This is a genomic window from Clostridioides sp. ES-W-0016-02, assembly GCF_020641035.1.
Lineage (GTDB): Bacteria > Bacillota > Clostridia > Peptostreptococcales > Peptostreptococcaceae > Clostridioides.
Map to the genome: position 1 here is coordinate 704,790 of NZ_CP061361.1, position 23,018 is coordinate 727,807.

Here is a 23,018-nt window from a genome sequence, read left to right on the forward strand (position 1 = left end):
AAGTAGAGTTTTGGTGTCTGATTTTTAGTGATATAAAGTATAGATGTCTAGATATGTTGAATTAAATTAGAGCTATAAAGAGCTGTTGAGGAAAAGGTTTGGATTAAAAAAATCATAAATGAGAGATTCTTTTTTTAAAAGCTAGAGAAGCAATAAGTCAAAATTAAAAGAAGTAAGATTACTAAAATATAAATGCTTAAAACTAGAAAGAAAAATTTAAAAGAAGGGAGAGCTACTGAGACAAGTATCCAGAAGTATATAGCTGAGTACAAGATATTTCATAAAACTTAAGCAATATAAAGTAATTCTGACACTATTTACACATGTTTATTATGTACAAATAGCTAACTTTAGAATTTAAGATTGAGAAAATCTTATAAAATTACAGTAATTTAAATGAATATAACATCAATTAAATTGATGAAAGTTTTACTGTGAATATTGCTTGTCTGTATTCTGAGTAGCAAAGGTTTATTATGCCAATAAAAAAGTTGCCACAATCAGAATTGAAGATAATGAAATTTATATGGAAAGTAGATTCCAAAATAACATCAAAAGATATTATTTTAGCTATGGAGCAAAAATATCAATGGAAGCAAACGACAACTTTAACTATTTTATCTAGATTAGTAGTTAAAGGATTTTTAAGTTCTAAAAAGGTAAATAAACATACACAGTATGAGATTTTAATTAATAAAAAGGACTACTTGAATGTTGAAACGAGAGAATTTTTTAGTAATATTCATGATTCCTCTATAAAAAGCTTATTATTATCACTTCATGCAGATGATAATATAAGTGAAAAAGATATACTTTTTATTGAAGAGTGGTTAAGAAGTATTAAATAAAAATAAGAAAATAAGATTAAAGAAAAATAGTAGCTATTTGTAAAATAAAACATGATATCTAAAAATATGAAAACTTATTTTTAGAAATTTTGTGAGCTTGTATAATATAAGTAAAACATTAGATTGGTGATTTATGTAATTTAATAGATTATATGTAAATTAAATATTATAAAAATACAATCTTAAAGCAAAATTAAAGCAAAATTTTGTATAATATAAACATAAATCATATACAGTATATTTATGATATGTAGTATATCTGTATTTGAAAATTATAAATTATAAGTGGATTGTAATATGAACCAAAATAAAATTAAATATGAGTGTAAATTAATGATGGACAATTCTATTAATTCAATATAAAAAGCTACCTTTAGTTATCAATTAAATAACTATATTTTAGGGTAGCTTTTTGCATATGGATTGTAGTTGTGTAGAATACATAATTTCATAATTTTTATAAATATGACATATAGCTTTCAAGTTTAAATTGGTACAATAAAATAATAATAAAAATTAGGGGGGATATTTATGAAATATCAATGTTCATTATTGGCAGTAAATGATGTAGAAGTGTCAAAAAAGTTTTATGGAGAATTGTTTGACCAAAAAGTTGTGTTAGATTTAGGGAAAAATATAACTTTTAGTGGAGGATTTGCAATACAAGAGGATTTCGCATGGTTAACAGGACTAAATCCAGATACAGTTGTGAAAAAATCACACAATATGGAACTTTATTTTGAAGCTGATGATTTTGATAAATTTATTGAAAAACTTAAATCATATAAAGATGTAGAGTATGTTCACCAACCACTAAAATATGAATGGAAACAGAGAGTAGTGCGTATTTATGACCCTGATAAGCATATTATTGAGGTAGGAGAAGCTATGGAAGTTATAGCCAGAAGATACTTAGATGAAGGGTATTCTGTAGAAGAAGTTTCTAAGATTATTCAACATCCAATTGAATTTGTAGAGGAATGTAAAAGGAGTGAATAATTTTGTTACTAGTATTTTTAGATTAAAAATAAATCAAAAGTGGTGATTAAAATTGTATGAAAGAATGTTGAATAAAAGTGTCATGCCATCAGAAAAAGAGATTTCTGAGTATGTTGGCAAAAAACATTTTAATCTTATTTTGCATCTTGAGAATTTATTAGATAAAAAATATGATTTGCGTAAAGAATTAAGATTTCCTTTTGGAAATAATTATGGCTGGGGATATAAGTATTCACATAAAACAATGCATCTATTTTATGTGTTTTTTGAGAAAGATTGCTTTACGGCAACTATTCAAATTGGAAGTAATGATGTAGACAAGCTATTAGATATACTGGATAACTTATTGCCAAAGACAAATGAATTTTGGGATAAGCGATACCCTTGTGGAAGTGGAGGATGGATAAATTATAGAGTGGAGAATGAGAAAGAGCTTGATGATATTTTAAAGATTATTGAAGTTAAGAAAAAGCCTCTAAAAAATCTAATCATATAAAATAATCGTATTTGACAAGATTAATGATGTAAATTAAAATGAAAAGATATTTCTAGACAAGAGTATTGAGATAGAATGTATACTAGAAAAATAAACTATTCTTTAAAATAAGTGAATATTTATAGTGTTTTGAGATATAGTTGATTTTTAAAGTATAAGTATACTATAGAACTTTTGTATAAATAGATATTAGTTAAATATTATTGTAAAGGAGTGATTAGTATTAAAGCAAAAGAACTTTATAAAAAGTTAGACTTAGAATTTGATATTAAAAATATTGATGATGATTGGAGTTTTATGAATTTTGAAAATGATTTTATTACTCCAGAGTTTAAGAAAAAATACATAGGTTTAGTATTAGATAATGCTCAAGACATTAATAAAGTATATACAGTTACTTTTCCAGATAAAGAAATAATTCAGCAAATCATAGATAAAGATGAAAGAGATATATTACTTTTTTCACACCATGCAATGGGGTATATAGCATCTGATGAAGGTTTTCCATTTCATGATATTCCACTATCTTATATGGAAGAGATGAAAAAACGTAGAATTTCTTTTTATGTATTACATTCTCCATTAGACAATTATAGTGATTATTCAACTTCTGTTAGTTTTGCAAATGCTTTAGGTCTTGAAATTGTCAAACCATTCTGCAAATATGATGATAAAATCAAGGTAGGAGTTATATGTAAAACATCCTTAAAGTCAGTAGGAGAGATTAAGGAGCTTGTTAAAAAAGCAGTTGGAACTATATGATTATGGAAGCTCTGTTTTAAAAGATGGTTTAGTAGCTATTGCAGCAGGGGGAGGAAGTTACCCATTTGTAGCAAGTGAAGTTGATGAGCTTGGTATAAATTTATATATTACTGGATTTACCAAGCCTTTAAAACATTTTGAACCAGTATTAGAATTTCATAGAATTGCAAAAGAGAATTTAATTAATGTTATAGGTGCTACTCATTATTCTACAGAAAAATTTGCATGTATGTCTTTAGTTAATTACTTCAAAAATCTAGGGCTAGAATCAGAATTCTTGGAAGGAAAGTATTATTTAGAAGATTTATAATAGATATTAAACAAAAATAGGCAGTCAGTAAAAATTTGTGTTTACTGACTGCCTATTTTATTGTTTTTAGAATAATATCTTAATTAGCTTTATAATGTAGTATCGTAATACTCTCTGGAGAATTTAAAAAAATTGTCTTGGAGTTAGATTTTTTAGATATTCCAAAATCTATTCATATCTGCTTCTTTATTTGTTCATATTTTATAGCTAACATATATCAAGGTTATTTTTCCTATTTCACTATAGAATACTTATTTTTCGATGTTTTTTTATAGTATTATTATGATAAACTATATTTTATAAGTATTTATTTTAAATTATTATAAATATTAATTTTAAAATAATAGAATTATTATATTTATGAGAATAAATGGTATAATAAAAGGTAAAGTGTCAAATATCCGCTAAACTAAATAGATTAATTAGTATATACATTAAAATATAAACAATTTAAATAAATAATAATTTATAAGGAAAGGAAAGATAGAATGGTATTTACGAAAAGTAATAAGTATGACAAAGAGTTCCTCATGAAAAATATGATGGGACCTAATTGTATAAAAATACTAGAGGAACTGACAAATAAGATAAAATTAGAAAAGGGAATGCGTATTTTAGATTTAGGATGTGGAAGAGGTATATCTTCTATATTTTTAGCAAATGAATTTGATGCAACTGTATTTGCAACAGATTTGTGGATAGAACCAACTGAGAATTATGAAAGATTTAAGGACTTTAATTTAGATAATAAAATATTTCCAATACAAGCAGAGGCACATGAATTACCTTACGCAGAAGGTTTTTTTGATGCAGTAATAAGTGTTCATTCTTATCACTACTTTGGAAATAAAGAAGGTTTTTTAGAAAATCACATATCACCTCTTGTAAAAGAGGGTGGAATAATTGCAATGGCAATGCCAGGATTAAAACAAGATTTTGTAGATTGTATACCTGATGAACTTATTCCATTTTGGCAAGATAACATGAATTTTCATTCTCTTAAATGGTGGAATGAGCTTTGGTCAGAATCAGAGTCTGTGATTTTAGAGAAATGTGAAGCTTTAAGTTGTCATGAAGAAGCATGGCAAGATTGGCTAAACTGCGATAATTCTTATGCAAAAAATGATAAAAAAATGATGGAAGTAGAAGATGGTAAGTATTTTAATACAATTTCTCTAATAGCTAGAGTTAAATAAAAGTTGGAGTTAGATAAAGACTAGAGCTTGATAAAGATTTGAATTAGATAAAGATTAGAGTTAGATAAAAATTCAAATATAAAAATAATTATTCAAATACAAAGATAATTATTTAAATACAAAATGATTTTTTAGAGAATTTATACCCAATTGGACTATTTAGGTTGATTGGGTATTTTTATTTTGTAATAATATACTAAAAATAAAAATTTTATGTCACAAAGTACTTTTTAAATTGTCTAATTTAATATGGGGGTGAAATTATGAGTGAAAGTACACAAAATAATGTAAAAAAAGATGAAATAGAAAATTTGATAGATAGAGCTATTTTAGGAGACAAAAAATCTCTTGAAATTTTGTTATTGGATGTACAGGATTTAGTATTTAATTTATCCTTAAGAATGTTAGGTACTGTACAGGATGCAGAGGATGCCAGTCAAGAAATTATGATACGTGTAATTACTCATCTATCTACATTTAGAAAAGAAAGTTCTTTTTCTACATGGGTATTTAGAATAGCATACAATCATTTACAAAATTATAAAAAAAGTATGTTTTCTAAACAGCATTTAAGTTTTGAATATTATGGAGCTGATATCAAAAATGGCAAATCAAAAGATATACCTGATTTATCTCAAAATGTTGAAACTTCTATTATTGAAGAAGAACTAAAATATTCATGTACAAATGTAATGTTACAATGCTTGGATGTAGAGAGTAGATGCATTTTTATTTTAGGTACAATGTTTAAACTAAATAGTAAAGTTGCTGCTGATATTTTGGATATATCTTCTGAAGCATATAGACAGAGGCTATCACGAATTAGGAAGAAAATGGCCTCATTTTTAGATGAGTATTGTGGATTAAGTGGAAAAGGGGTATGTCAGTGCAAGAAGCGTATTAATTATGCAATAGTTAATCACCGTATAAATCCTAAAAACTTGGAGTATTCTAGTCTAGAAAAAGATGATGATAATACTATATTTAAATTTAAATCTGCTATGGAGGAAGCTGAAAATTTTTCAACAGTATTTTCAAGACTTCCATCATATTATTCTAGTGAAAAATTAAAAAAATTTCTAATAGATTTTTTACAGTCAGACTGCTACTCAATAATTAAAAATTTATAAATACTTAGAAAGTTTTTAAAATATGATGCAAAACTTTAATAAGTATTAAGTATGGATATTAGAAGTTATTTAGATATGTAATTTTAAAAATTAATTAATGAGTATTTTAAAATAGCTATATGGTATTTGAGTATCAATCAAGTATTTAAATAATTTTTAAAAATATTAATAAAATTAATATAAAAGGGAGAGAAAATTATGAAAAAAAATTGTATATTAGAGTTTTTAAATGCACTGAAAAACAATAATTCAAGAGAGTGGATGATGGAAAACAAAGAATGGAAAAAAGAAGCTACATTGCAATTTGAACAGTTGGTACAAGATATAATTAATACTTTAGCTTATCAAGATAAATCTATTGCACATCTAAATGCAAAAGATTTAATATTTAGGTTGAATAGAGATACTCGTTTTAGTAATGATAAATCACCTTATAACCCATCATTTAGAGCACATATTTCATCTGCTGGACGAGTACCAATTCCAGTAGGGTATTACATAGATATTTCTCCACAAAATATATTTTTAGGAGCAGGACTTTTTACACCACAGCTTTCAGATGCAACAACAAGAGTGAGGGATTATATACTTAAACATTCAGTTGAATTAGAATCTATTTTGTATAATCATAAATTTTCAGAGAATTTTACTTTAGATGGCGAAAAACTAAAAAATATTCCAAGAGGATATCCAAAAGATTTTACTAAAGGAGAGTATTTAAAACACAAAAGCTGGTATATTGAATATCACTTACAGGATAGTGACTTAGACAATTTATATGAATTTTGTAAAATGGTTACTGATAAATTCTTACTTATGAAACCTTTTAATGATTATATTAATAAAGCTTTAGAAGGCTACAAAATGCCTGAGAGAAAAGCTTAAACATAAGAAATATGAGTAGAGTATAATCGGGGCATAATATTAGTAAAAGTTTAAAATATAGTACAGTTAAAGTGTAATAAAGTGTTAAAATATTTGACAAATCGAAGGGTTGCTCTTATACTCAATACAAGTAAGGTACCTTTTTAAAGGACTTATTCGAAAAAAATCATATAATTAGTAAAATGTATGATTACAAAATTAATAATTAATTTAGGAGGTAAAAATCATGAATGAAACTCAAGATGAAAATTTATTAGAGCAATTTTTTAAAGTACAATCGTTACTACATAAATTTCACCTTCAAAATCATAAATCACATGGTTTTTTTAGAGGAACGCATAGAGGTCAAGGAAGAGTATTATCTATGCTAAAAATAAAACCAGAAATTACTCAAAAAGAACTATCTTATTTGCTTGATATGAGACCTCAATCTTTAGGCGAGTTGCTTTCAAAACTAGAAAATCAAGGATTTATTACTCGTACACCTTCAGAAAAAGACCGTAGAGTAATGGTAGTAAGACTGACATCAAAGGGTATGGATGAAATTAATAAAATTGAGCAGGAAGAAGACCCAACTAATAAAATATTCGATATTTTAGAAAAAGAAGAAAAAAGTATTCTAAGTGATATTCTTACTAAGATTACTAATGAGTTGGAGAGAACTATAAAAAATGATGATAATATTAATTTTGATGGGGCGCATATGGGAGCACACTCAAGACCATATCCTGGTCAACGCTTAAGTTTTAATGGAAGAGAAGGTTTTGGAATGGGGCATATGGGTTCACATCCAAATCCACATGAGGAACCACATCCAAGTTCTCAAGAAGAAAAAGAGTTTTACAATCCACATATGGAAGCATTTCAAGCTTTTTTTAATAGAGAAGAATTCTTTGAACAAATGACGAAACAGCATCCAGGATTTTTTGAACAGATAGCAAAAGAACATCCAGAGTTTTTCAAGAATAAGAAATTTGATGAGCAGAATGTATCTAAGGATGAAAAGTATAGCGAAAAGGATGTTAATGAAGATTAGAAACTATCTATCTTCCCACTATAATTATATCATAAATAAAAAGTTTTTTTAAGACTATGAATATATCCTCATTTCTATATAATTGATATAGCGGATTAAACGTTAATTTCAATTGAGGAGGATTATAATATGAATCTAAATGATTTTGAATTGAATCTTGAAAATGAATGGCTCCAAAAAGTTCTTAAAGAAGCTAACAAACAGCTTGAGGAAAAACGTAGAGAAAAGGATAAACTAAAAAAAGATGCTATAGAAACTCAAAGGGAATTATGGAGTGATTTGGGGGCTATTTCTATTGAAAATGGATTAGAACAACTTTCTGAGTTTATGTCATTTATGGATGTTATGAAGCATCAAAAAAGGAGCCATGAATTTACTGAAAAGCTCAAAGATAAATACGAAAAAATGATTGAATCTCCTTATTTCGGACGAATTGACTTTACTGAAGATAATGAAGTTGATACTCAAAAGTGTTATATTGGGCTATCAAATCTCATTGATGATGATTATGATTTTCTTGTATATGATTGGCGAGCTCCTATTTCAAGTATGTTTTACGACTATGAGATTGGACAAGCAAGTTATGATTGCCCAGAAGGATTAATCTCTGGAGAAATAACTAAGAAAAGACAATATAAAATAAAAGATAGAAAAATTGAGTATATGTTTGACAGCAATCTAAATATTGATGATGATGTCTTACAAGAACTTTTAGGCAAAAACTCTGATGAGAAAATGAAAACTATAGTTACAACTATTCAAAGAGAGCAGAATCAAGTGATTCGTAATGAAAATTATAAAAACTTAATTGTACAAGGGGCCGCTGGAAGTGGAAAAACATCTATAGCACTTCATAGAATTGCATATTTACTATATAGACATAAAGATAAAATAACATCTAAAAATATAATAATATTTTCTCCAAATAACATATTTAACGATTATATATCAAATGTATTACCACAACTTGGTGAAGATAATATTTGCCAGACCACATTTAAAGACTATATGCATCAAGAATTAGGAAATGATTTTAAAAAAGAAAGTCCATCAGAAATGATGGAGTATATATTTGATAATAATCAAAAAATAACATATAGAGATAGGATAGAAAATATAGAATTTAAAACATCTTCAGAGTTTGTGGATATATTAAAAAAATATATAACTCATCTAGAGACAGAGGATAGATGCTTTGAAGATATTATTGTGAGAGGCAAGTTGATAATTTCATCTAAGGATTTGCAAGATTTGTTTTCCAATGATTATTCAAATCTACCAATCAAGAGAAGATTAGAAAAGATAAAATCAAGAATAATGTTTCTAATTGAACCATATGAAAAAATTTGGGTTGATGAAATATTTAAAGAACTTGAAGAATCTGGAGATTATATAGAAAAAGAAGAAATGATAGAAAAAAGTACTCTTATTGTAAAAGAAAATTTGAAAGAAATCTATTCTAAAGTTTTAAAAATGACAGAGCTAGACTTGATAGACACTTATAAAAATCTATTTGAGAATTTGGAGCTGTTTTTAGATAAAACGAATATTGAGTATGATAAAAATCTTATAGATAATATAAGAACTTATACAATGGATAATTTGAGTGTAAAGAGCCTTTATTATGAGGACCAAGTTGCTCTTTTATATTTAAAAGGGGTTCTTGGAGGTATCCCAAATACATCACAAATTAAATATGTAATCATAGATGAAGCACAGGATTACAGTCCATTACAATATGAAATATTTTATAAACTCTTTAATTCTGCAAATATGACTATATTAGGAGATATCAACCAATCAATCAATCCATTTATGAATATTGGAGATTACAATAATATTCATGATATATTAAAGAATGATACTTGTATAATAAATCTAAGTAAAACCTATCGTTCAACAATGGAAATTACTAGATTTTCAAGAAAACTTCTTACTGAATATATAAATGATGAATATGTTGAAAGACATGGTGATGAGCCTAAGATAATCGGTTTTAAAGATAAAAATCAACTGAATAAAAAACTTATTGAAGATATAAAAAGTTATAAAAAGAAAAATTATAACTCTGTTGGTATCATAACAAAAACAGTTCGTGAAGCTAGAGAAGTATACGAGTTCTTAAAAGAGAATGATGTTGATGTACAGTGTATAACAAAAGATGATGATGAGTATATAAGTGGTGTGTTAATAATGCCCTCATACCTATCTAAAGGGCTTGAATTTGATGTGGTTATTATATATAATGCAAGCAATAAAAATTATAATAATGAAGATGAAAGGTTGCTCCTTTATACTTGTTGTACAAGAGCTCTTCATGTACTAAACATATATTATTTAGATGAGATAAGTTCTTTATTAAAACAATATTAAAGTAAGATTAAAGTAATATTAAAACGATATTAAAACAATATTAAAATAATATTAAAATAATATTAAAATAATGAAATTTTAATTCTTTTCTAATTTTTTAGGATTATTATATATTTATTATGTACTTGTAATGAATATTTATATGAGTATTTTATGATAAAGTTAAAGCCCTTAAAATTCAAAATAGATGGTTTTTAAGGGCTTTTTTAGTAGTATTATTTAGTTAGAATTTGTATAGCAGTTAAATAGTTAAAATCTGATATATAAATTCTAAAAAAAATATTAATATAAAATAGATGGTTATGTTTACTAATAAATAAATTAAAGTCACAAATAATAGACTCATAAATAATTCAATTGTTAGTTATGTTTTATATTACTTATCTTTATTTTGTATCTATTACTTCATGAGCCATCTCTACTAAATTATTCATAGATAAATCTGAGTCCTGAACTATAAATGAGTAATAAACTCCATTTTGTTTCCAGCTCAAATATTTATATTCATTAACTTCCACATCACCTGACCACTCACTAAATACATATTTACCTGATTTTTCATCAAGTTTATCCTGTTCTGTCATTTTATAACCTTCTGGTACATACTTTTGCTTGAATTCCTCATAAGAAATATTTACATCTTTGTATGTATCTACAACTTTTATATTCTCAGAATCTTTTCCAAGTACATTATTTGATGTTTTAAGAGATATTTCATCATTACCATTTTCATAGGTAAAATCAAGTGCTTTTAATTCGCCTAAAATGTTATCTTCCTTATCAAGTCCTTTTTCATTTATAGTATAAGCTCCTTTAAATTTATATCCATTACTAAATTCAGAAACTATATTAGGGGCAAATTTAAAGTCTTTTTTTACTTGTTCTGTAGTTGGGATAGATGTATAGGTAGCCCTAGTACTTGATTTTCCAATTATACTAGATATCTCTCCTGTAGCAAGAACTGTTGTACCCAAAAGTAGAGTAACAGCAAAAGTTGCAATTAATCCTTTTTTGAATGATAAATTAAATGGTAATTTATGTTTTTTATTATTAATCATTTTATAATTTTCCCCTCTTTCTGGTAGACTATTTAATGTTTTATTTAATCTATTATGAAAGCTTTCTGGAGCTTTCGGAAATGAATTATTTAATTTGTTTTTGTTCATACATTACCTCCACATTTTCTAATTTAGTTTTTAATAATTTTCTACCTCTTGATAATCTGCTTTTTACAGTTCCTTGAGGTATATCTAATATTTCTTTAATCTCATCTATTGAATATCCCTCGATATAATAAAGAACTATTGGAATCTTAATTTTTTTAGATAAACCTTGAATAGCAATATATAAATCACTGTAATCATCATCTTCTTCTACTTTTTTGTTCTTGAGAATTTCTTCAAAGGGTAGAAGGTTAAACTGTTTACGTCTTAATGAATTACATTCATTTATGACTATTCTAATCAACCAAGTCTTAAAATATTGTTGTTCTTTTAGTGAGTCTAATTTTTCATATGCCTTTAAAATAGCATTGTTGACAGCATCCTCACAATCTTGGTCATTTCCTAAAATAGACTTAGATATGCGATACAAAGTCTGTTCTGACTCAAGAATATTATTAATAAATGTAGTTTTATCCAATTGTACTCCTACCTTTCTATGCAAATCGTAGCGCTACTTTTTTGCCTTACACTTATTAGATAAAATTTTACTATAAATGGTTCACTTTTTTTAAATAATTATTTTATTAGTAGGAGTATCCCTAATTTTTTTCATTTTGAAAATAGAAAATAAAAGAAATTGAAGAAAATACAAAGGTACCTTAAAAATAGTGTTGACAAAATTATAAGGTACCTTTATAATTAAAAATAGATAAGGTACCTTAATAAAATTTAAAAAATAAATTAATAGAAAAAATCGAGTTAATTGGGAGGAGTTAATATGAATTATTACAAAGATAAAAGAGAAGGATTTAGAGGATATGGAGATTTTGAAATGAGAGGACATCATAAACACCAAGAACATCATGGAGAAGATAGTAAATATTCACAACATCATGCTCAAGTGGGATATGGAGGTCCTCATAGACATCCATGGAATCATGTATGTGAAGGGTGCAAAATATTTGAAATGATGTGTCATGAAGGCTTTGGACCAAGAGGATACAAGCAATTTCATGAACATGCAGGATGCAGAGGCAATGAAGGATTTGCACCAAGAGGATACGAAGGAGGTCATGGCAATAGAGAATATAGAGGTCATGAAGGATTTGCACCAAGTGGTCATGAAAGAACTTACAGAGAATTTAAAGAAAATGAAGAATTTGATGCTAAAAATTATCAAGAAAACAATGAATATCAGAAATGTGGAAGATTTGAAAACCAAAATGTAGATGAAAAAATAGTGTCTGAAAATAAATCAGATACTGAGAAAAATAATATAAAAGAATATGAAAAAATTTATGAATCTAAAACAGCAACTGATGAACAAGTAGAAGAGGTTAAGAAAAATAATACTAAAGAAGAAATTAAAGGTGAAAAAAAAGATACTGATAAAAAATAGGGTTAGAAATTCAATAAATAAACAATTAAATTAAAGGTTAAAAAATAAATATCAGAATACAAATAAAAACATATTATTGACTAAATCAAAAAGGTGATAGCTTTAAAAAGACTGTCACCTTTATTTTTTTATAGTTGTTTATTGGTGCAAGTATTTCAATAAATATGGGAGATAAAGATTAGTTTTATTAGGAATGATTAAAAACATATAAATTTGAGTAGATATAAGTTACAATTTACATTTTTATGATAACATTTTCTTTACAATTTTTTAGATATATGTTAATATTTAGAAAAATGCATATGTATTCATAAAATAGCCTAAAAATAGATAAAAAGGTTGTAAAAAAGAAAACGTATGCAATGACAAGTCAATAAAGTTAGATTATACTTTATAAATTTGGGAGGATATAATCATGGGAAAATATCAAGAATCAAAAAGAGTTGTAAGAAATTACTTTGAAGCATTAGAAAATGCCAATGGAGATGAAATTAAAAAAATTTTAAAACAGCACATGAAGTCAGATTATGACTGGAGAGGCGTATATCCATTTCGTGAACAAAAAGGAGTTGAAAATGTAGCAGATATATTTTGGAAGCCTTTAAAGCATTCATTGAGTAATATGCAAAGACGACAAGATATCTTCATTGCAGGTACTAATGAAATTGATAACAGTGAGTGGGTAATGAGTATGGGTCATTTTATGGGACTTTTTGATAATGATTGGCTTGGGATTAAGCATACTCGCAAGATGATTAGCTTAAGATATGCGGAATTTAACTGTGTGCAGGATGGTAGAATTTCCAAAACTGGATTATTTGTAGATATAATTGGATTTATGATTCAGGCAGGTGTCAATCCATTGCCACCACAAACAGGTTCATATTTTGTATATCCAGGACCAATTGACCATAATGGATTACTTTTTGAAGATGCAGATGAAGTAGAGGGGGTTAAGACTTTAGCATTAGTCAATAAAATGGTAGATGATTTGTCTGAACTAAATGACAGTGGTTCTATGGGATGCCCACCAGAGATACTTGAAAAATCATGGGCTAAAGATATGATTTGGTATGGACCAGGGGGGATTGGAGCTTCTTATACTATACCTAGATATCAAGAACAACATCAATTGCCATTTAGAAATAATTTAAAAGGAAAGACTTTTAATGGACATGTATGTAGATTCGCAGAAGGTAATTTTGCTTGTTTCTTTGGATGGCCTAACTTAAGCAATATCCCATGTGGAGGATTTTTAGGATTGCCAGGTGGAGAGGTTAAGGCAGATATGCAAGTCGTTGATGTTTACTATCGTAAAGGAGATAAACTTAAAGAAAATTGGGTGTTGATTGATATTCCATACTGGTTAAAACAACAAGGTCTTGATATTCTTGAAAGAACTAAAAGTATTTTTAATGTTTAATTTTTAATAATTAATTTTGAATACGTATTCAAGAAAGGAGATAATGTAAATTGAAGTATATTGATAAAAATGATGTAAGAGAACAAGATAAAGAAAAAGCAAAAGCAAAAGAAGTTGATATAAATGAGATTAAATTAAGTAATGTTGGAGTAAATAAAGCTAATAATGTTGAAGTAAATAAAGCTAATATAGATAAAATCAATGAGAATAATACTATTAAAAAAGCTGAAGAAATTACATTGAAGGGAGAAACAAATATGGAGTCTACAAAAATTTACTATGGAGATTCACTAGAAGTAACACCTGTTGGAGTAATGGATTATAATGATTTTTCAAATCAAACAAAAAGGGAGCAGAAGTTACCTGGATTTGATTCCAAATATAGAGATTTTGTAGACTATATTATGAAAATTACACATAATATTTGGGAAGAAAAAGGTATTGGAGTTATTTATGATACATATCACAATAATGTAACAATGCACTGTGGTTCTTCTAATTTAGTTGGTATAAAAGATGTTATCTCAAATACTCTTCAAACTTTACATGCGTTTCCAGATAGAAGGCTGATTGGTCAAAATGTAATATGGTCTAATTTTGGTGCTGATGGTTTTTTGTCTTCTCATCGTGTTTTGTCTACAGCAACTAATTTAGGTGACAGTAATTTTGCTCCAGCAACTGGAAAAAAGATAAATTTTAGAACTGTAATTGATTGTGCTACTACGAATAATAGAATCCATGAAGAATGGCTAGTTAGAGATAATCTATGGATTGTTACTCAGTTAGGGTTAAATCCTCAAGAAGTGGCAAAAAATATGGCAAAGGCAAGTGCATCTAAAGTATTGAGTTTACAATCAACTTATGGTATTTGTGAGTCTATGGATGGTCAATTTATGCCAGCAAAGTATCAAGCTAAAGATGATTCTGTTGGTGAAATGATGCTTGAGATGACAAGTCGTATTTACAATTATAAATATATAAATGAAGTTAAAAAGTACTATCACGATAATGCAGTAGTACATTTCATATGTGATAAAGATTTAAATGGGTATGATGAGATTCAAGGAATGATTGTAAGTTTACTTGCTTCAATTCCAAATGGCAGTTATGAAGTAGAAAGAGTAACTTGTAATCAAAAGGAAAAAAATGAAGGATATGATGTATCTGTGAGATGGAGACTACGTGGAATAAATGAAGGCATTGGATTTTTTGGACAACCTTCTGGTAAGCATGTAGAGGTAATGGGAATTAATCATTATCATGTACTACAAGGTAAGGTAAAGGAAGAATGGATGACTTTTGATGGTATGGATGTTTTGAAGCAGATGTACATGGGTGTAGAAGAGTAAGATAGTTTAGAGTATAAATATTTTTAGAAATTATATAATAAGTATTCTTGTTATATAATTTAAGCAAGAAATATGTATGAAAAGTAAAAATTTAAAGTTTTAGCAATAGTATGCTTAATAGTAAGGGAGGGGTAATTATGAATAATATGAAAACAACAGATGTGATAGAAAATGATATTATACTAGGAAAAGATTATTCAAATCTAAAAAGGGGAATTGCATTTTTTTCGATTGCTTTAATATACTTTTTCTATTGCTATAACTTTATGGTAGGTACCTTTATTAAACCAACAATGATTTATACTTTGGCAGAAGGTGGATTTGGGTTTTCATTAAAACAGACAGAAGAAATATTTGCTGTCATGTCCTTTGGTACAATTCCAGGTACATTCATTTTTGGAGTAATTTCTACAAAGCTTGGTAAAAAGAAAACTTTAATTAGTGTAGCTTTATTAATTGGGTTGACGACTTTTATTCCAATGTTATCTCCTACAAATATTATATTGTGGAAAATTGCACGTTTATGCACAGGGGTAGTATTGGGTGGTGTATTTGGAACAGCTATGCCTCTAGTTGCAGATATGTTTCCAAGCAAATATCGTGGTAAGTTAGCTGCTGTATTAACTGCATTATTTTCACTAGCTATGATTTTTGGTGGGAAAGTGTATGGATTTTTAGGTGATGCAAATTGGCAAATATTAATGTATACTGCGATTATACCACCTATAGTTGGAGCTATTTTGGCATTTTTCTTTGTACCAGATGATTCAGAGTATACAAGAGAATTAGTTAAAAAAGGAAAAGAAACAGGTGAAAAAATTAGCTATGTAAGTATGTATAAGGGGAAATATTTGTGGATTGGACTAGGAACAATTATTTTATCAGGTGCTAACTTCACAGCATACTCAGCATTTTCAAACAATGCAACTACATATTTGGTAACAGGGATAGGAATGACAGCAGCAGTAGCAGGTTCTATATATAGTTTACAAGGAATTGGGCAGTTAGTAGGATATTTATTTTGGGGTTCAATAGCAGATAAATTTGGAAGAAAAGTACCTTTTATAGGGATGGCATTAGCAGCAGTATTTGTATTTATATATACAAAACTAGGAGGAAATAATACAACAGCATTTTATATGATATCAGTATTATTAGGAATTGCTGTTGGGTATTCTGGAGCATGGGGAGCATACTATACAGAGTTATTCCCAAGTAAATATCGTTCATTGTCCTCTGGAATGTCATTTAATGGAGGAAGAATTATATCTACATTTGCAATTCCTGCAATAGCTGGTACAGCTTCTGGTGCTTTAGGTATGACAACTATTTTTTATATATCAACAGCAGTATTTGTAGCAGGTGCTATTGTATGGCTGTTCTTACCAGAAACATTAAACAAGAAAGAGTAGAATTCTAAGAACTATTTTGTTGGTTAGAAAGGGGTGGCTTATGATTTCAGTAATTGATGTGTGTATTATAGTAGGATATTTGCTGTTAATGTTGGTTATTGGTTATTATTCAGGAAAAGATAATAAAAATCAAGAAGATTATTTCTTAGCAGGTAGGTCAATGCCATGGATTCCAATCGCTTTGTCAGTTGCTGCTACTATGATTAGTGCTAATGGATTTATAGGGGGGCCTGGATGGGCATATATGGATGGAATGTATCCAGTAATGGTTAACATTACAGTCCCTTTAGCAATATTTTTTGCACTGAGCATTACCACCCCAGTTATTTATAGATTAAAAATAACATCTGTATATGAATATATGGGACTTCGTTTAGGCAATTATTCAAGGGGCTTAACTATTATTCAATTTTTTATCAATTCATTGATTCAAGCGAGTTCTATGGTGTATATACCAGTACTTATTATTCAAATAATCACTGGTTGGTCACTTTATATTTTGGTTCCAATAGTTGTATGTGTAGCAATTATATATACACTACTAGGGGGAATTAAAGCAGTTATATGGACTGATAGTATTCAAATGTTAGTAGTAATAGGTGCTGTATTTATAGTAAGTATGACAGCACTAAAAGGAATGAATCTTGGCTTTTTTGATACATTGCAAATTGCACAACAGAGTGGTAAATTAAATACATTTGATTTTAATATGGATGTTTCAATTACAAATACTTTTTGGGCTACTCTGATTGGCGGAACTGTAATGTGGATAAGATATTTTTGCTTTGACCAATCTCAAGTTCAAAGAGTTTTGACATCTAAATCTTTAAAAGGAGCCAAAAATTCTTTTGTAGTTAGTGCATTTGTTATGAATTTAGCTTACTATTTTATGTTATTAGTAGGAGTGATTTTATTTGTTTATTATAAGGGAAGAACATTTGAAACTTCAAATGAAATAATGATTACTTTTATTTTGAACGAACTTCCAGTAGGGGCAATTGGAATTATTATTGCTGGTGTATTTGCAGCGGCTATGTCTAGTATTGACTCTATATTAAATAGTATGACAACTGTTTTTACAAAGGATATTTATGAGTTTTATTTTAAAAAAGATAATGAGGAATCGTCATTAAAAGTCACGATGATTATAACAATGATTATAGGTATTGTTATGACATGTTTTATTATTATGGGATTTGGAGGAAGCATCAAATCAATTCTTGACCTTGTTGGTAACTATATTTCATATTTTGCTGGTCCAGCTACGGGTGCATTTATATTGGCTATGTTTACATACAAAACTCATGATAAAGGGGTATCTATTGGTTTTATCATAGGATTAGTTTTAGGATTTTTTATTTCTAATAAATATAATGTGAGTTGGTTGTGGAATCCAGCAATAGGTGCTACAATAACATTAATATTTGGATATATTTTTAGTATCATTTTAAAGAATAATCATAATATAGAAGATATTAAAAAATATACTGTATTTGGTATGAGAAAAGAACTTATTTCACAAGGAATAGATAAAGTAGATGGAGTGTCTGTATTGCCATTTTCTTTAGGTAAACAAGAGTTAATTGTGTTAGTTTTTTTCGTTGTCCAATATATAATCTTATTTTTAATACAATTTTAATGAGAAATGCAAGATGTTTAATAAGAAGTAAAGGGCGTTAAAAAGAAATGCAAGATGTTTAAAAAGAAATACAAGATGTTTAAGGAGAAATACTAAATGAATCAAAAGAAAGTTCATTATAATAAATCGGCTACTTCAAAAGATGTTGCAAAATTAGCAGGAGTATCGCAGTCATCAGTTTCAAGGGCATTTGGTAGTGCAAATGGAAAAGGTGTAAAACCTGAAGTAAGAGAAAAAATTTTCCGTGTAGCAGATGAAATTGGATATGTTCCTAATTTAGTTGCAAGAGGAATGATTAGTGGCAAAACAAATGTTATAGGATTGATAGTTGGTGATAATCTAGGTCCGTTTTACAACAGAATTATTAACTTATTCGTGGAAAAGATTCAAGAAATAGGTAAACAGTGTCTTGTTTTTAAGGTTCCTAGACAAGAAAGAATAGATAATATAATTTCAAGAGTAATTCAGTTTCAAGTGGAAGCTGTGATTATTACAGCTTCAGCTATGAATAAGGTAATGGCTGAGACATGTGAAGAAAATAATATTCCTGTGATTCTTTTTAATCGTTTTATACCAGGTATAAAAATAAGTACAGTTTATGTAGACCCAATTGAAGGTGGAGGAATGGCTGCTGAATACCTAATTGATAGGGGACATAAAAATATAGGATACATTCAATTTACAAGAGAAACAAGTGAGGAAATGGAAAAGAAAATTGGATTTTATTCTAAATTAAGACAAAACGGAATTCACAATCTTAAAGAAGAATCTGCAAATTATGATTATGATTCTGGATATGAAGCTGGAAAGAGAATGTTAGCATTATCAAGTCCTCCAACAGCAATTTTTTGTACAAGTGATTTGATAGCTATGGGTGTAATGGATGCTGCAAGATTTGAGTATAAATTGAAGATACCAGAGGATTTATCAGTAATGGGATATGATGATATTCAGATGGCTTCATGGAAAAGTTATAGTTTAACAACGATTAGACAACCATTAGACTTATTAATTGGAAAAACGATTAATATACTTAAAATCTTATTAGAAGAAGATGATTGTGAGCCAGTAGTTGAAATGCTTAAGCCTGAATTAATTAAAAGAGATTCTACCATTTAGGATAAAATTATATTAAAGATATACTAATAATACTGTATAAACAAGAAAAGTATTCTTCAAATTCAAAATGAAGAATACTTTCTTGAATACTTGTGATTAATTTAGTAAACCTATATTTATAGTATATTTTTTTATTTATATTATTTGTTTAATAAAAGTCTCAATTTATTAAGTACAGATAATTTTATGCCACCACCTACTTGATATACTTTTTCTGAGTTTTTTTTATCTAATATATTTTCTTGCTCTTTATTTAAACTACTTGTGGCTATTACAACTGGCATATTTTCCTTTGAGGCAAATGGACCTACTGATAAAGCATCAATCAGATTATTTTCCTTAGCTAATATCACCCCATTTATGCTATTATCTTTATAGAAACGTTCAATAACATGGGCATTAGTTTCTTGTCTGTCATTTCCAGCAATTCTATTTTTTGATACATCATTTGAAGTTACATTATTAATTTGTTCTATAGCTTTTTGAGAGATTTTAGTTTCCCCACCTATAAAGTAAGAAGTTTTTATTTTTTTAGATTTAATATAATCATATGTATCTTTATCTAAACCATCTTTTTGTGTAAGTATTATAGGAGAGTTATTTTTTCCTGCTACTGATGAAATAGAGAGTGCATCAGCTTCTCCATCTCCAGCACTTACATATATTGTATCAATATTGTTATTACCAGACATTTCTTTAGCTATATTTAAAGACGTTTCATATCTTGATTTCCCACCTATTCTTTTTACATTCATAGATTTATTAACACCTTTTAGTTGGTTAACAACTGAATTGGATATTGAAGCTTCACCACCTACAACTATTACATTAGATGCTTTTAATCTTTTAATTTCATCCATTGTTGATTTATCTACATTATTTCCATTAGAAAGTAACATTGGTGCATTTTTTGTATTTGCAAGTGGAGTAGACGATAATCCATCTACTAAGTGCTTATCAGTACCGTTTACAATTATTACAGTATTTGAAGTTTTCCAGCCTTCTTTAGATACTTTTACTGCTGTTTCGAATCTGTCATCTCCAGTCATTTTTTTAGATTTTACATTAGTGTCTAGATTATCCCATAAATTTACTCTATCCTCAGGAGCTACATACATACCATCATTCTTTGTTATATTATACGTTTTATAGAATTCTTCGAAATTTGATAAGACACGATTTACTCTTAAAGTATTTGGACTATGCTCATCTCCTGTAGAGTTCTTTGCATATTCTCTTGTGTATAATCTAATATATGACTTTGCATAACTCTTGAAGAACTTATCATAATTTGGATTTTCCATCTTTGATAAAATTCCCAAGGCTGCTCCTACACCACCTATATCTGCAATATTTTCACCTAAACTTATCTTACCATTTGCTTTTACACCTGGAGCTATTTCCCATCCATCATAGAAATTAACTACATCATTACAACGTTCTTGAAATTCTCTGTAATCATCCTTAGTCCACCAATCATGTTTTTTCCCACTTGAATCATATTTGGCTCCACTGTTGTCAAATGCATGAGAAATTTCATGACCTATTATTGCACCTATTGCACCTAGATTTTCTTCTCTTGATGCCTTTGGGTCATATAAAGGTGCTTGTAAAATACCTGCTGGGAAAGTCATTGCATTATCATACATTCCATACACTGCATTTACAGTAAATGTTGCTAAATTAAATCTATCTTTTGGTACTACCTTACCTGTATCTTCAGCATCCTTTTTTAGACGTGCAAGTTTAAAAGCAGTTATATTATCAAAATAATTTCCACCATTTTCTTTACTTTTAATGTCTACATTTTCTGTATCAGATTCCCATTTATCAGGATAGCCAACTACAAATGTCATTTTATCAAGTTTTTTTATAGCTTCTTTTTTGGTAGATTCACTCATCCAGTCAAGTTTTTTAATTCTTTCTTTATATAATTCTACAAAAGATTTAATCATATCTTCAATATCTTTCTTTGATTTTTCAGGAAAATATTTCTCTACAAATAATTTTCCAAGATATGAATTGAACCTTTCTGATGTTAATACTGATGCATCTTTTTCAGTTATTTTACTTTGTGAAGCATCTGCACCAGGATTAAAATTTTCAGCCCAAACATTTAGATATTTTTGGTCTAAAAATTGCGCATTTTCTTCAGAAAGTTTTATTTTAAAAAGTGTTTTTAAAACTTCTAAATTATTATTAGTATATGCCTTATTAAATAGTTCTAAATCTTTTGGATTCATTAGCTTGATTTCTTTAGGAAGATTAGTATATCCAGCAGCAGTAAGCATTTTAGACAACTCTAAGTTTGGCATTTTTTCTTCCATCTCTTTTAAAGTCATCCTCTTATCAATATTTTCTTCACCTCCAGATACTTTTTTTACAAAGTTTATATACTCATCAACATGCTTACTAGCTTGTGCTTCACTTTCTCCACTTAAAATTAACAGTTTTTTAAAAAATGTTTTACTATTTTCTATTACTTCATCATTTGAATAGGAGCTAAATAAATGTGTATCAGCTATTGTTCCTATATATAAAGCATATTTTGCTTCACCTACATTGTCTTGCATTAAAGAAAGAGTAACCAAACCACCAGTTCCTATTTCTTCAAGTGATTTTTTTTGAATATCGCTAAGTTCTTTTACATTCTTTGCTTTATCTATAGCATCAAGATATTTTTTTATTGGTTTATTTCCAAGTTCATTTCTGCTTTTCATGTCTAGTATATTAAGATAGAAATCTTTAATCTTTTGCTCTTCACTACCTTTTTTATGATTCCCTTCTACTATCTTTTTAATAATAGCATTAATTTTTTTTGTGTTCTCATTTTCAATATCAACATAACCACCAGATACTGCTTCGTCACTTGGAAGCTTTGATTCTTCCAAAGACTTTTTATTTACAAAATTATAAAAATCATCTTTTGGATTGCTACCTTTAAATGCCCAGATACGTCTAACCATAGTATCAACTTCTCCTACAGTAATAACATCACTACCATGAAGTTTTTTGTCTTTAGTGTTAACCATAACTCCACCCTTTATTAAGTTATCTATATGAGACTTAGCAGAAACAGGGATATCTGTAAAACTTACATTTTTATCTGCCACTCTTTCATTTTGACCTTTTGGAGCTGATAAAGTTCCAAAAGCTCTACTTATCATGATAAGACCATCTAGTCTATTAACTTTTTGATTTTCTTTCTTTTCGTATCCAGACAGGATTTTCTTTTTATCTATATTAGAATTATATGATTTAGCTGATTGTAAAAGAAAATCAGCTAGTTGACTATATGTAGTACTACTAGTTTTAATTTCTTTTCTACTTTTAGATTGTGTTGTTTTTTCTGACTTTTCTATATTAGTATTACCTTGAGCAGTTTCTTGTGCCTGAGCAACTCCTGTAACTAGTGTAGTCATAACCATTCCTGTAGATATAATTCTTGCATTTAATTTTTTATTCATGATATTTCACCC

The 23,018-nt window shown here is 28.0% G+C and carries 19 protein-coding genes; 16 read left to right on the forward strand and 3 right to left on the reverse strand.

What is annotated here, in order from left to right:
* Positions 1 to 476: 476 nt before the first annotated feature.
* The 10 genes from IC758_RS03675 to helD all read left to right on the forward strand — a co-directional run bounded on the left by IC758_RS03675 (position 477) and on the right by helD (position 10,035).
* Complete coding sequence (locus tag IC758_RS03675) at positions 477 to 848, forward strand: BlaI/MecI/CopY family transcriptional regulator (protein ID WP_227433507.1); 372 nt, start codon at positions 477 to 479, stop codon at positions 846 to 848.
* A 531-nt stretch (positions 849 to 1,379) separates the two neighbouring features.
* The gene (locus tag IC758_RS03680; RefSeq protein WP_227834752.1) at positions 1,380 to 1,847 is read left to right on the forward strand and encodes a VOC family protein; all 468 of its coding nucleotides are present in this window, start codon (positions 1,380 to 1,382) and stop codon (positions 1,845 to 1,847) included.
* 52 nt (positions 1,848 to 1,899) lie between these two features.
* Entirely contained in the window at positions 1,900 to 2,343 is a 444-nt protein-coding gene (locus tag IC758_RS03685; RefSeq protein WP_227860764.1) for a DUF3788 family protein, read from the forward strand.
* Between the two features lie 213 nt (positions 2,344 to 2,556).
* Entirely contained in the window at positions 2,557 to 3,105 is a 549-nt protein-coding gene (locus tag IC758_RS03690) for a Nif3-like dinuclear metal center hexameric protein (RefSeq protein ID WP_227860765.1), read from the forward strand.
* Positions 3,077 to 3,415: a Nif3-like dinuclear metal center hexameric protein gene (locus tag IC758_RS03695; RefSeq protein ID WP_227860766.1), complete on the forward strand. Its 339-nt coding sequence runs from the start codon at positions 3,077 to 3,079 to the stop codon at positions 3,413 to 3,415. Before IC758_RS03690 ends, IC758_RS03695 begins: the two co-directional genes overlap by 29 nt.
* A 488-nt stretch (positions 3,416 to 3,903) precedes the next feature.
* Positions 3,904 to 4,611, forward strand: a complete 708-nt coding sequence (locus IC758_RS03700) for an SAM-dependent methyltransferase (protein ID WP_227433502.1) — start codon at positions 3,904 to 3,906, stop codon at positions 4,609 to 4,611.
* 263 nt (positions 4,612 to 4,874) lie between these two features.
* Complete coding sequence (locus IC758_RS03705) at positions 4,875 to 5,741, forward strand: RNA polymerase sigma factor (protein ID WP_227824696.1); 867 nt, start codon at positions 4,875 to 4,877, stop codon at positions 5,739 to 5,741.
* A gap of 198 nt (positions 5,742 to 5,939) precedes the next feature.
* Positions 5,940 to 6,626, forward strand: coding sequence for a DUF2461 domain-containing protein (locus IC758_RS03710; protein ID WP_227845522.1), 687 nt, complete (start codon positions 5,940 to 5,942; stop codon positions 6,624 to 6,626).
* A gap of 226 nt (positions 6,627 to 6,852) precedes the next feature.
* Positions 6,853 to 7,662, forward strand: a complete 810-nt coding sequence (locus IC758_RS03715; RefSeq protein ID WP_227860767.1) for a MarR family winged helix-turn-helix transcriptional regulator — start codon at positions 6,853 to 6,855, stop codon at positions 7,660 to 7,662.
* A gap of 129 nt (positions 7,663 to 7,791) precedes the next feature.
* On the forward strand, positions 7,792 to 10,035 hold the full coding sequence (gene helD, locus IC758_RS03720) for an RNA polymerase recycling motor HelD (protein WP_227860768.1): 2,244 nt from the start codon (positions 7,792 to 7,794) through the stop codon (positions 10,033 to 10,035).
* 386 nt (positions 10,036 to 10,421) lie between these two features.
* Here helD and IC758_RS03725 read toward each other — a convergent pair whose 3' ends face one another.
* The gene (locus IC758_RS03725; RefSeq protein WP_227433497.1) at positions 10,422 to 11,201 is read right to left on the reverse strand and encodes a hypothetical protein; all 780 of its coding nucleotides are present in this window, start codon (positions 11,199 to 11,201) and stop codon (positions 10,422 to 10,424) included.
* Positions 11,179 to 11,676: an RNA polymerase sigma factor gene (locus IC758_RS03730; protein WP_227433496.1), complete on the reverse strand. Its 498-nt coding sequence runs from the start codon at positions 11,674 to 11,676 to the stop codon at positions 11,179 to 11,181. Before IC758_RS03730 ends, IC758_RS03725 begins: the two co-directional genes overlap by 23 nt.
* Positions 11,677 to 11,976: 300 nt before the next feature.
* Here IC758_RS03730 and IC758_RS03735 point away from each other — a divergent pair, with 300 nt between their 5' ends.
* The 6 genes from IC758_RS03735 (at position 11,977) to IC758_RS03760 (ending at position 19,539) form a co-directional block, all read left to right on the forward strand.
* A complete protein-coding gene (locus tag IC758_RS03735) occupies positions 11,977 to 12,597 on the forward strand; it encodes a hypothetical protein (RefSeq protein WP_227860769.1) in 621 nt (206 codons plus the stop codon).
* A gap of 415 nt (positions 12,598 to 13,012) precedes the next feature.
* Positions 13,013 to 14,020, forward strand: coding sequence for a nuclear transport factor 2 family protein (locus IC758_RS03740; RefSeq protein WP_227855441.1), 1,008 nt, complete (start codon positions 13,013 to 13,015; stop codon positions 14,018 to 14,020).
* A 50-nt stretch (positions 14,021 to 14,070) separates the two neighbouring features.
* On the forward strand, positions 14,071 to 15,369 hold the full coding sequence (locus IC758_RS03745) for an ester cyclase (RefSeq protein WP_413927701.1): 1,299 nt from the start codon (positions 14,071 to 14,073) through the stop codon (positions 15,367 to 15,369).
* 137 nt (positions 15,370 to 15,506) lie between these two features.
* A complete protein-coding gene (locus tag IC758_RS03750) occupies positions 15,507 to 16,781 on the forward strand; it encodes an MFS transporter (RefSeq protein ID WP_227483026.1) in 1,275 nt (424 codons plus the stop codon).
* Positions 16,782 to 16,821: 40 nt separating this feature from the next.
* On the forward strand, positions 16,822 to 18,420 hold the full coding sequence (locus IC758_RS03755; RefSeq protein WP_227433492.1) for a sodium:solute symporter: 1,599 nt from the start codon (positions 16,822 to 16,824) through the stop codon (positions 18,418 to 18,420).
* 96 nt (positions 18,421 to 18,516) lie between these two features.
* Positions 18,517 to 19,539, forward strand: coding sequence for a LacI family DNA-binding transcriptional regulator (locus IC758_RS03760; protein ID WP_227433491.1), 1,023 nt, complete (start codon positions 18,517 to 18,519; stop codon positions 19,537 to 19,539).
* Between the two features lie 140 nt (positions 19,540 to 19,679).
* Here IC758_RS03760 and IC758_RS03765 read toward each other — a convergent pair whose 3' ends face one another.
* Complete coding sequence (locus tag IC758_RS03765) at positions 19,680 to 23,006, reverse strand: cell wall-binding repeat-containing protein (RefSeq protein WP_227860770.1); 3,327 nt, start codon at positions 23,004 to 23,006, stop codon at positions 19,680 to 19,682.
* Between the last annotated feature and the right edge of the window lie 12 nt (positions 23,007 to 23,018).

Bases quoted from the DNA above. Each gene is read 5' to 3' on its own strand.
- IC758_RS03700 (WP_227433502.1), top strand. From the start codon at position 3,904: ATGGTATTTACGAAAAGTAATAAGTATGACAAAGAGTTCCTCATGAAA.
- IC758_RS03740 (WP_227855441.1), top strand. From the start codon at position 13,013: ATGGGAAAATATCAAGAATCAAAAAGAGTTGTAAGAAATTACTTTGAA.
- IC758_RS03760 (WP_227433491.1), top strand. From the start codon at position 18,517: ATGAATCAAAAGAAAGTTCATTATAATAAATCGGCTACTTCAAAAGAT.
- helD (WP_227860768.1), top strand. From the start codon at position 7,792: ATGAATCTAAATGATTTTGAATTGAATCTTGAAAATGAATGGCTCCAA.
- IC758_RS03705 (WP_227824696.1), top strand. From the start codon at position 4,875: ATGAGTGAAAGTACACAAAATAATGTAAAAAAAGATGAAATAGAAAAT.
- IC758_RS03715 (WP_227860767.1), top strand. From the start codon at position 6,853: ATGAATGAAACTCAAGATGAAAATTTATTAGAGCAATTTTTTAAAGTA.
- IC758_RS03765 (WP_227860770.1), bottom strand. From the start codon at position 23,006: ATGAATAAAAAATTAAATGCAAGAATTATATCTACAGGAATGGTTATG.
- IC758_RS03750 (WP_227483026.1), top strand. From the start codon at position 15,507: ATGAATAATATGAAAACAACAGATGTGATAGAAAATGATATTATACTA.
- IC758_RS03735 (WP_227860769.1), top strand. From the start codon at position 11,977: ATGAATTATTACAAAGATAAAAGAGAAGGATTTAGAGGATATGGAGAT.
- IC758_RS03710 (WP_227845522.1), top strand. From the start codon at position 5,940: ATGAAAAAAAATTGTATATTAGAGTTTTTAAATGCACTGAAAAACAAT.
- IC758_RS03725 (WP_227433497.1), bottom strand. From the start codon at position 11,201: ATGAACAAAAACAAATTAAATAATTCATTTCCGAAAGCTCCAGAAAGC.
- IC758_RS03680 (WP_227834752.1), top strand. From the start codon at position 1,380: ATGAAATATCAATGTTCATTATTGGCAGTAAATGATGTAGAAGTGTCA.
- IC758_RS03755 (WP_227433492.1), top strand. From the start codon at position 16,822: ATGATTTCAGTAATTGATGTGTGTATTATAGTAGGATATTTGCTGTTA.
- IC758_RS03675 (WP_227433507.1), top strand. From the start codon at position 477: ATGCCAATAAAAAAGTTGCCACAATCAGAATTGAAGATAATGAAATTT.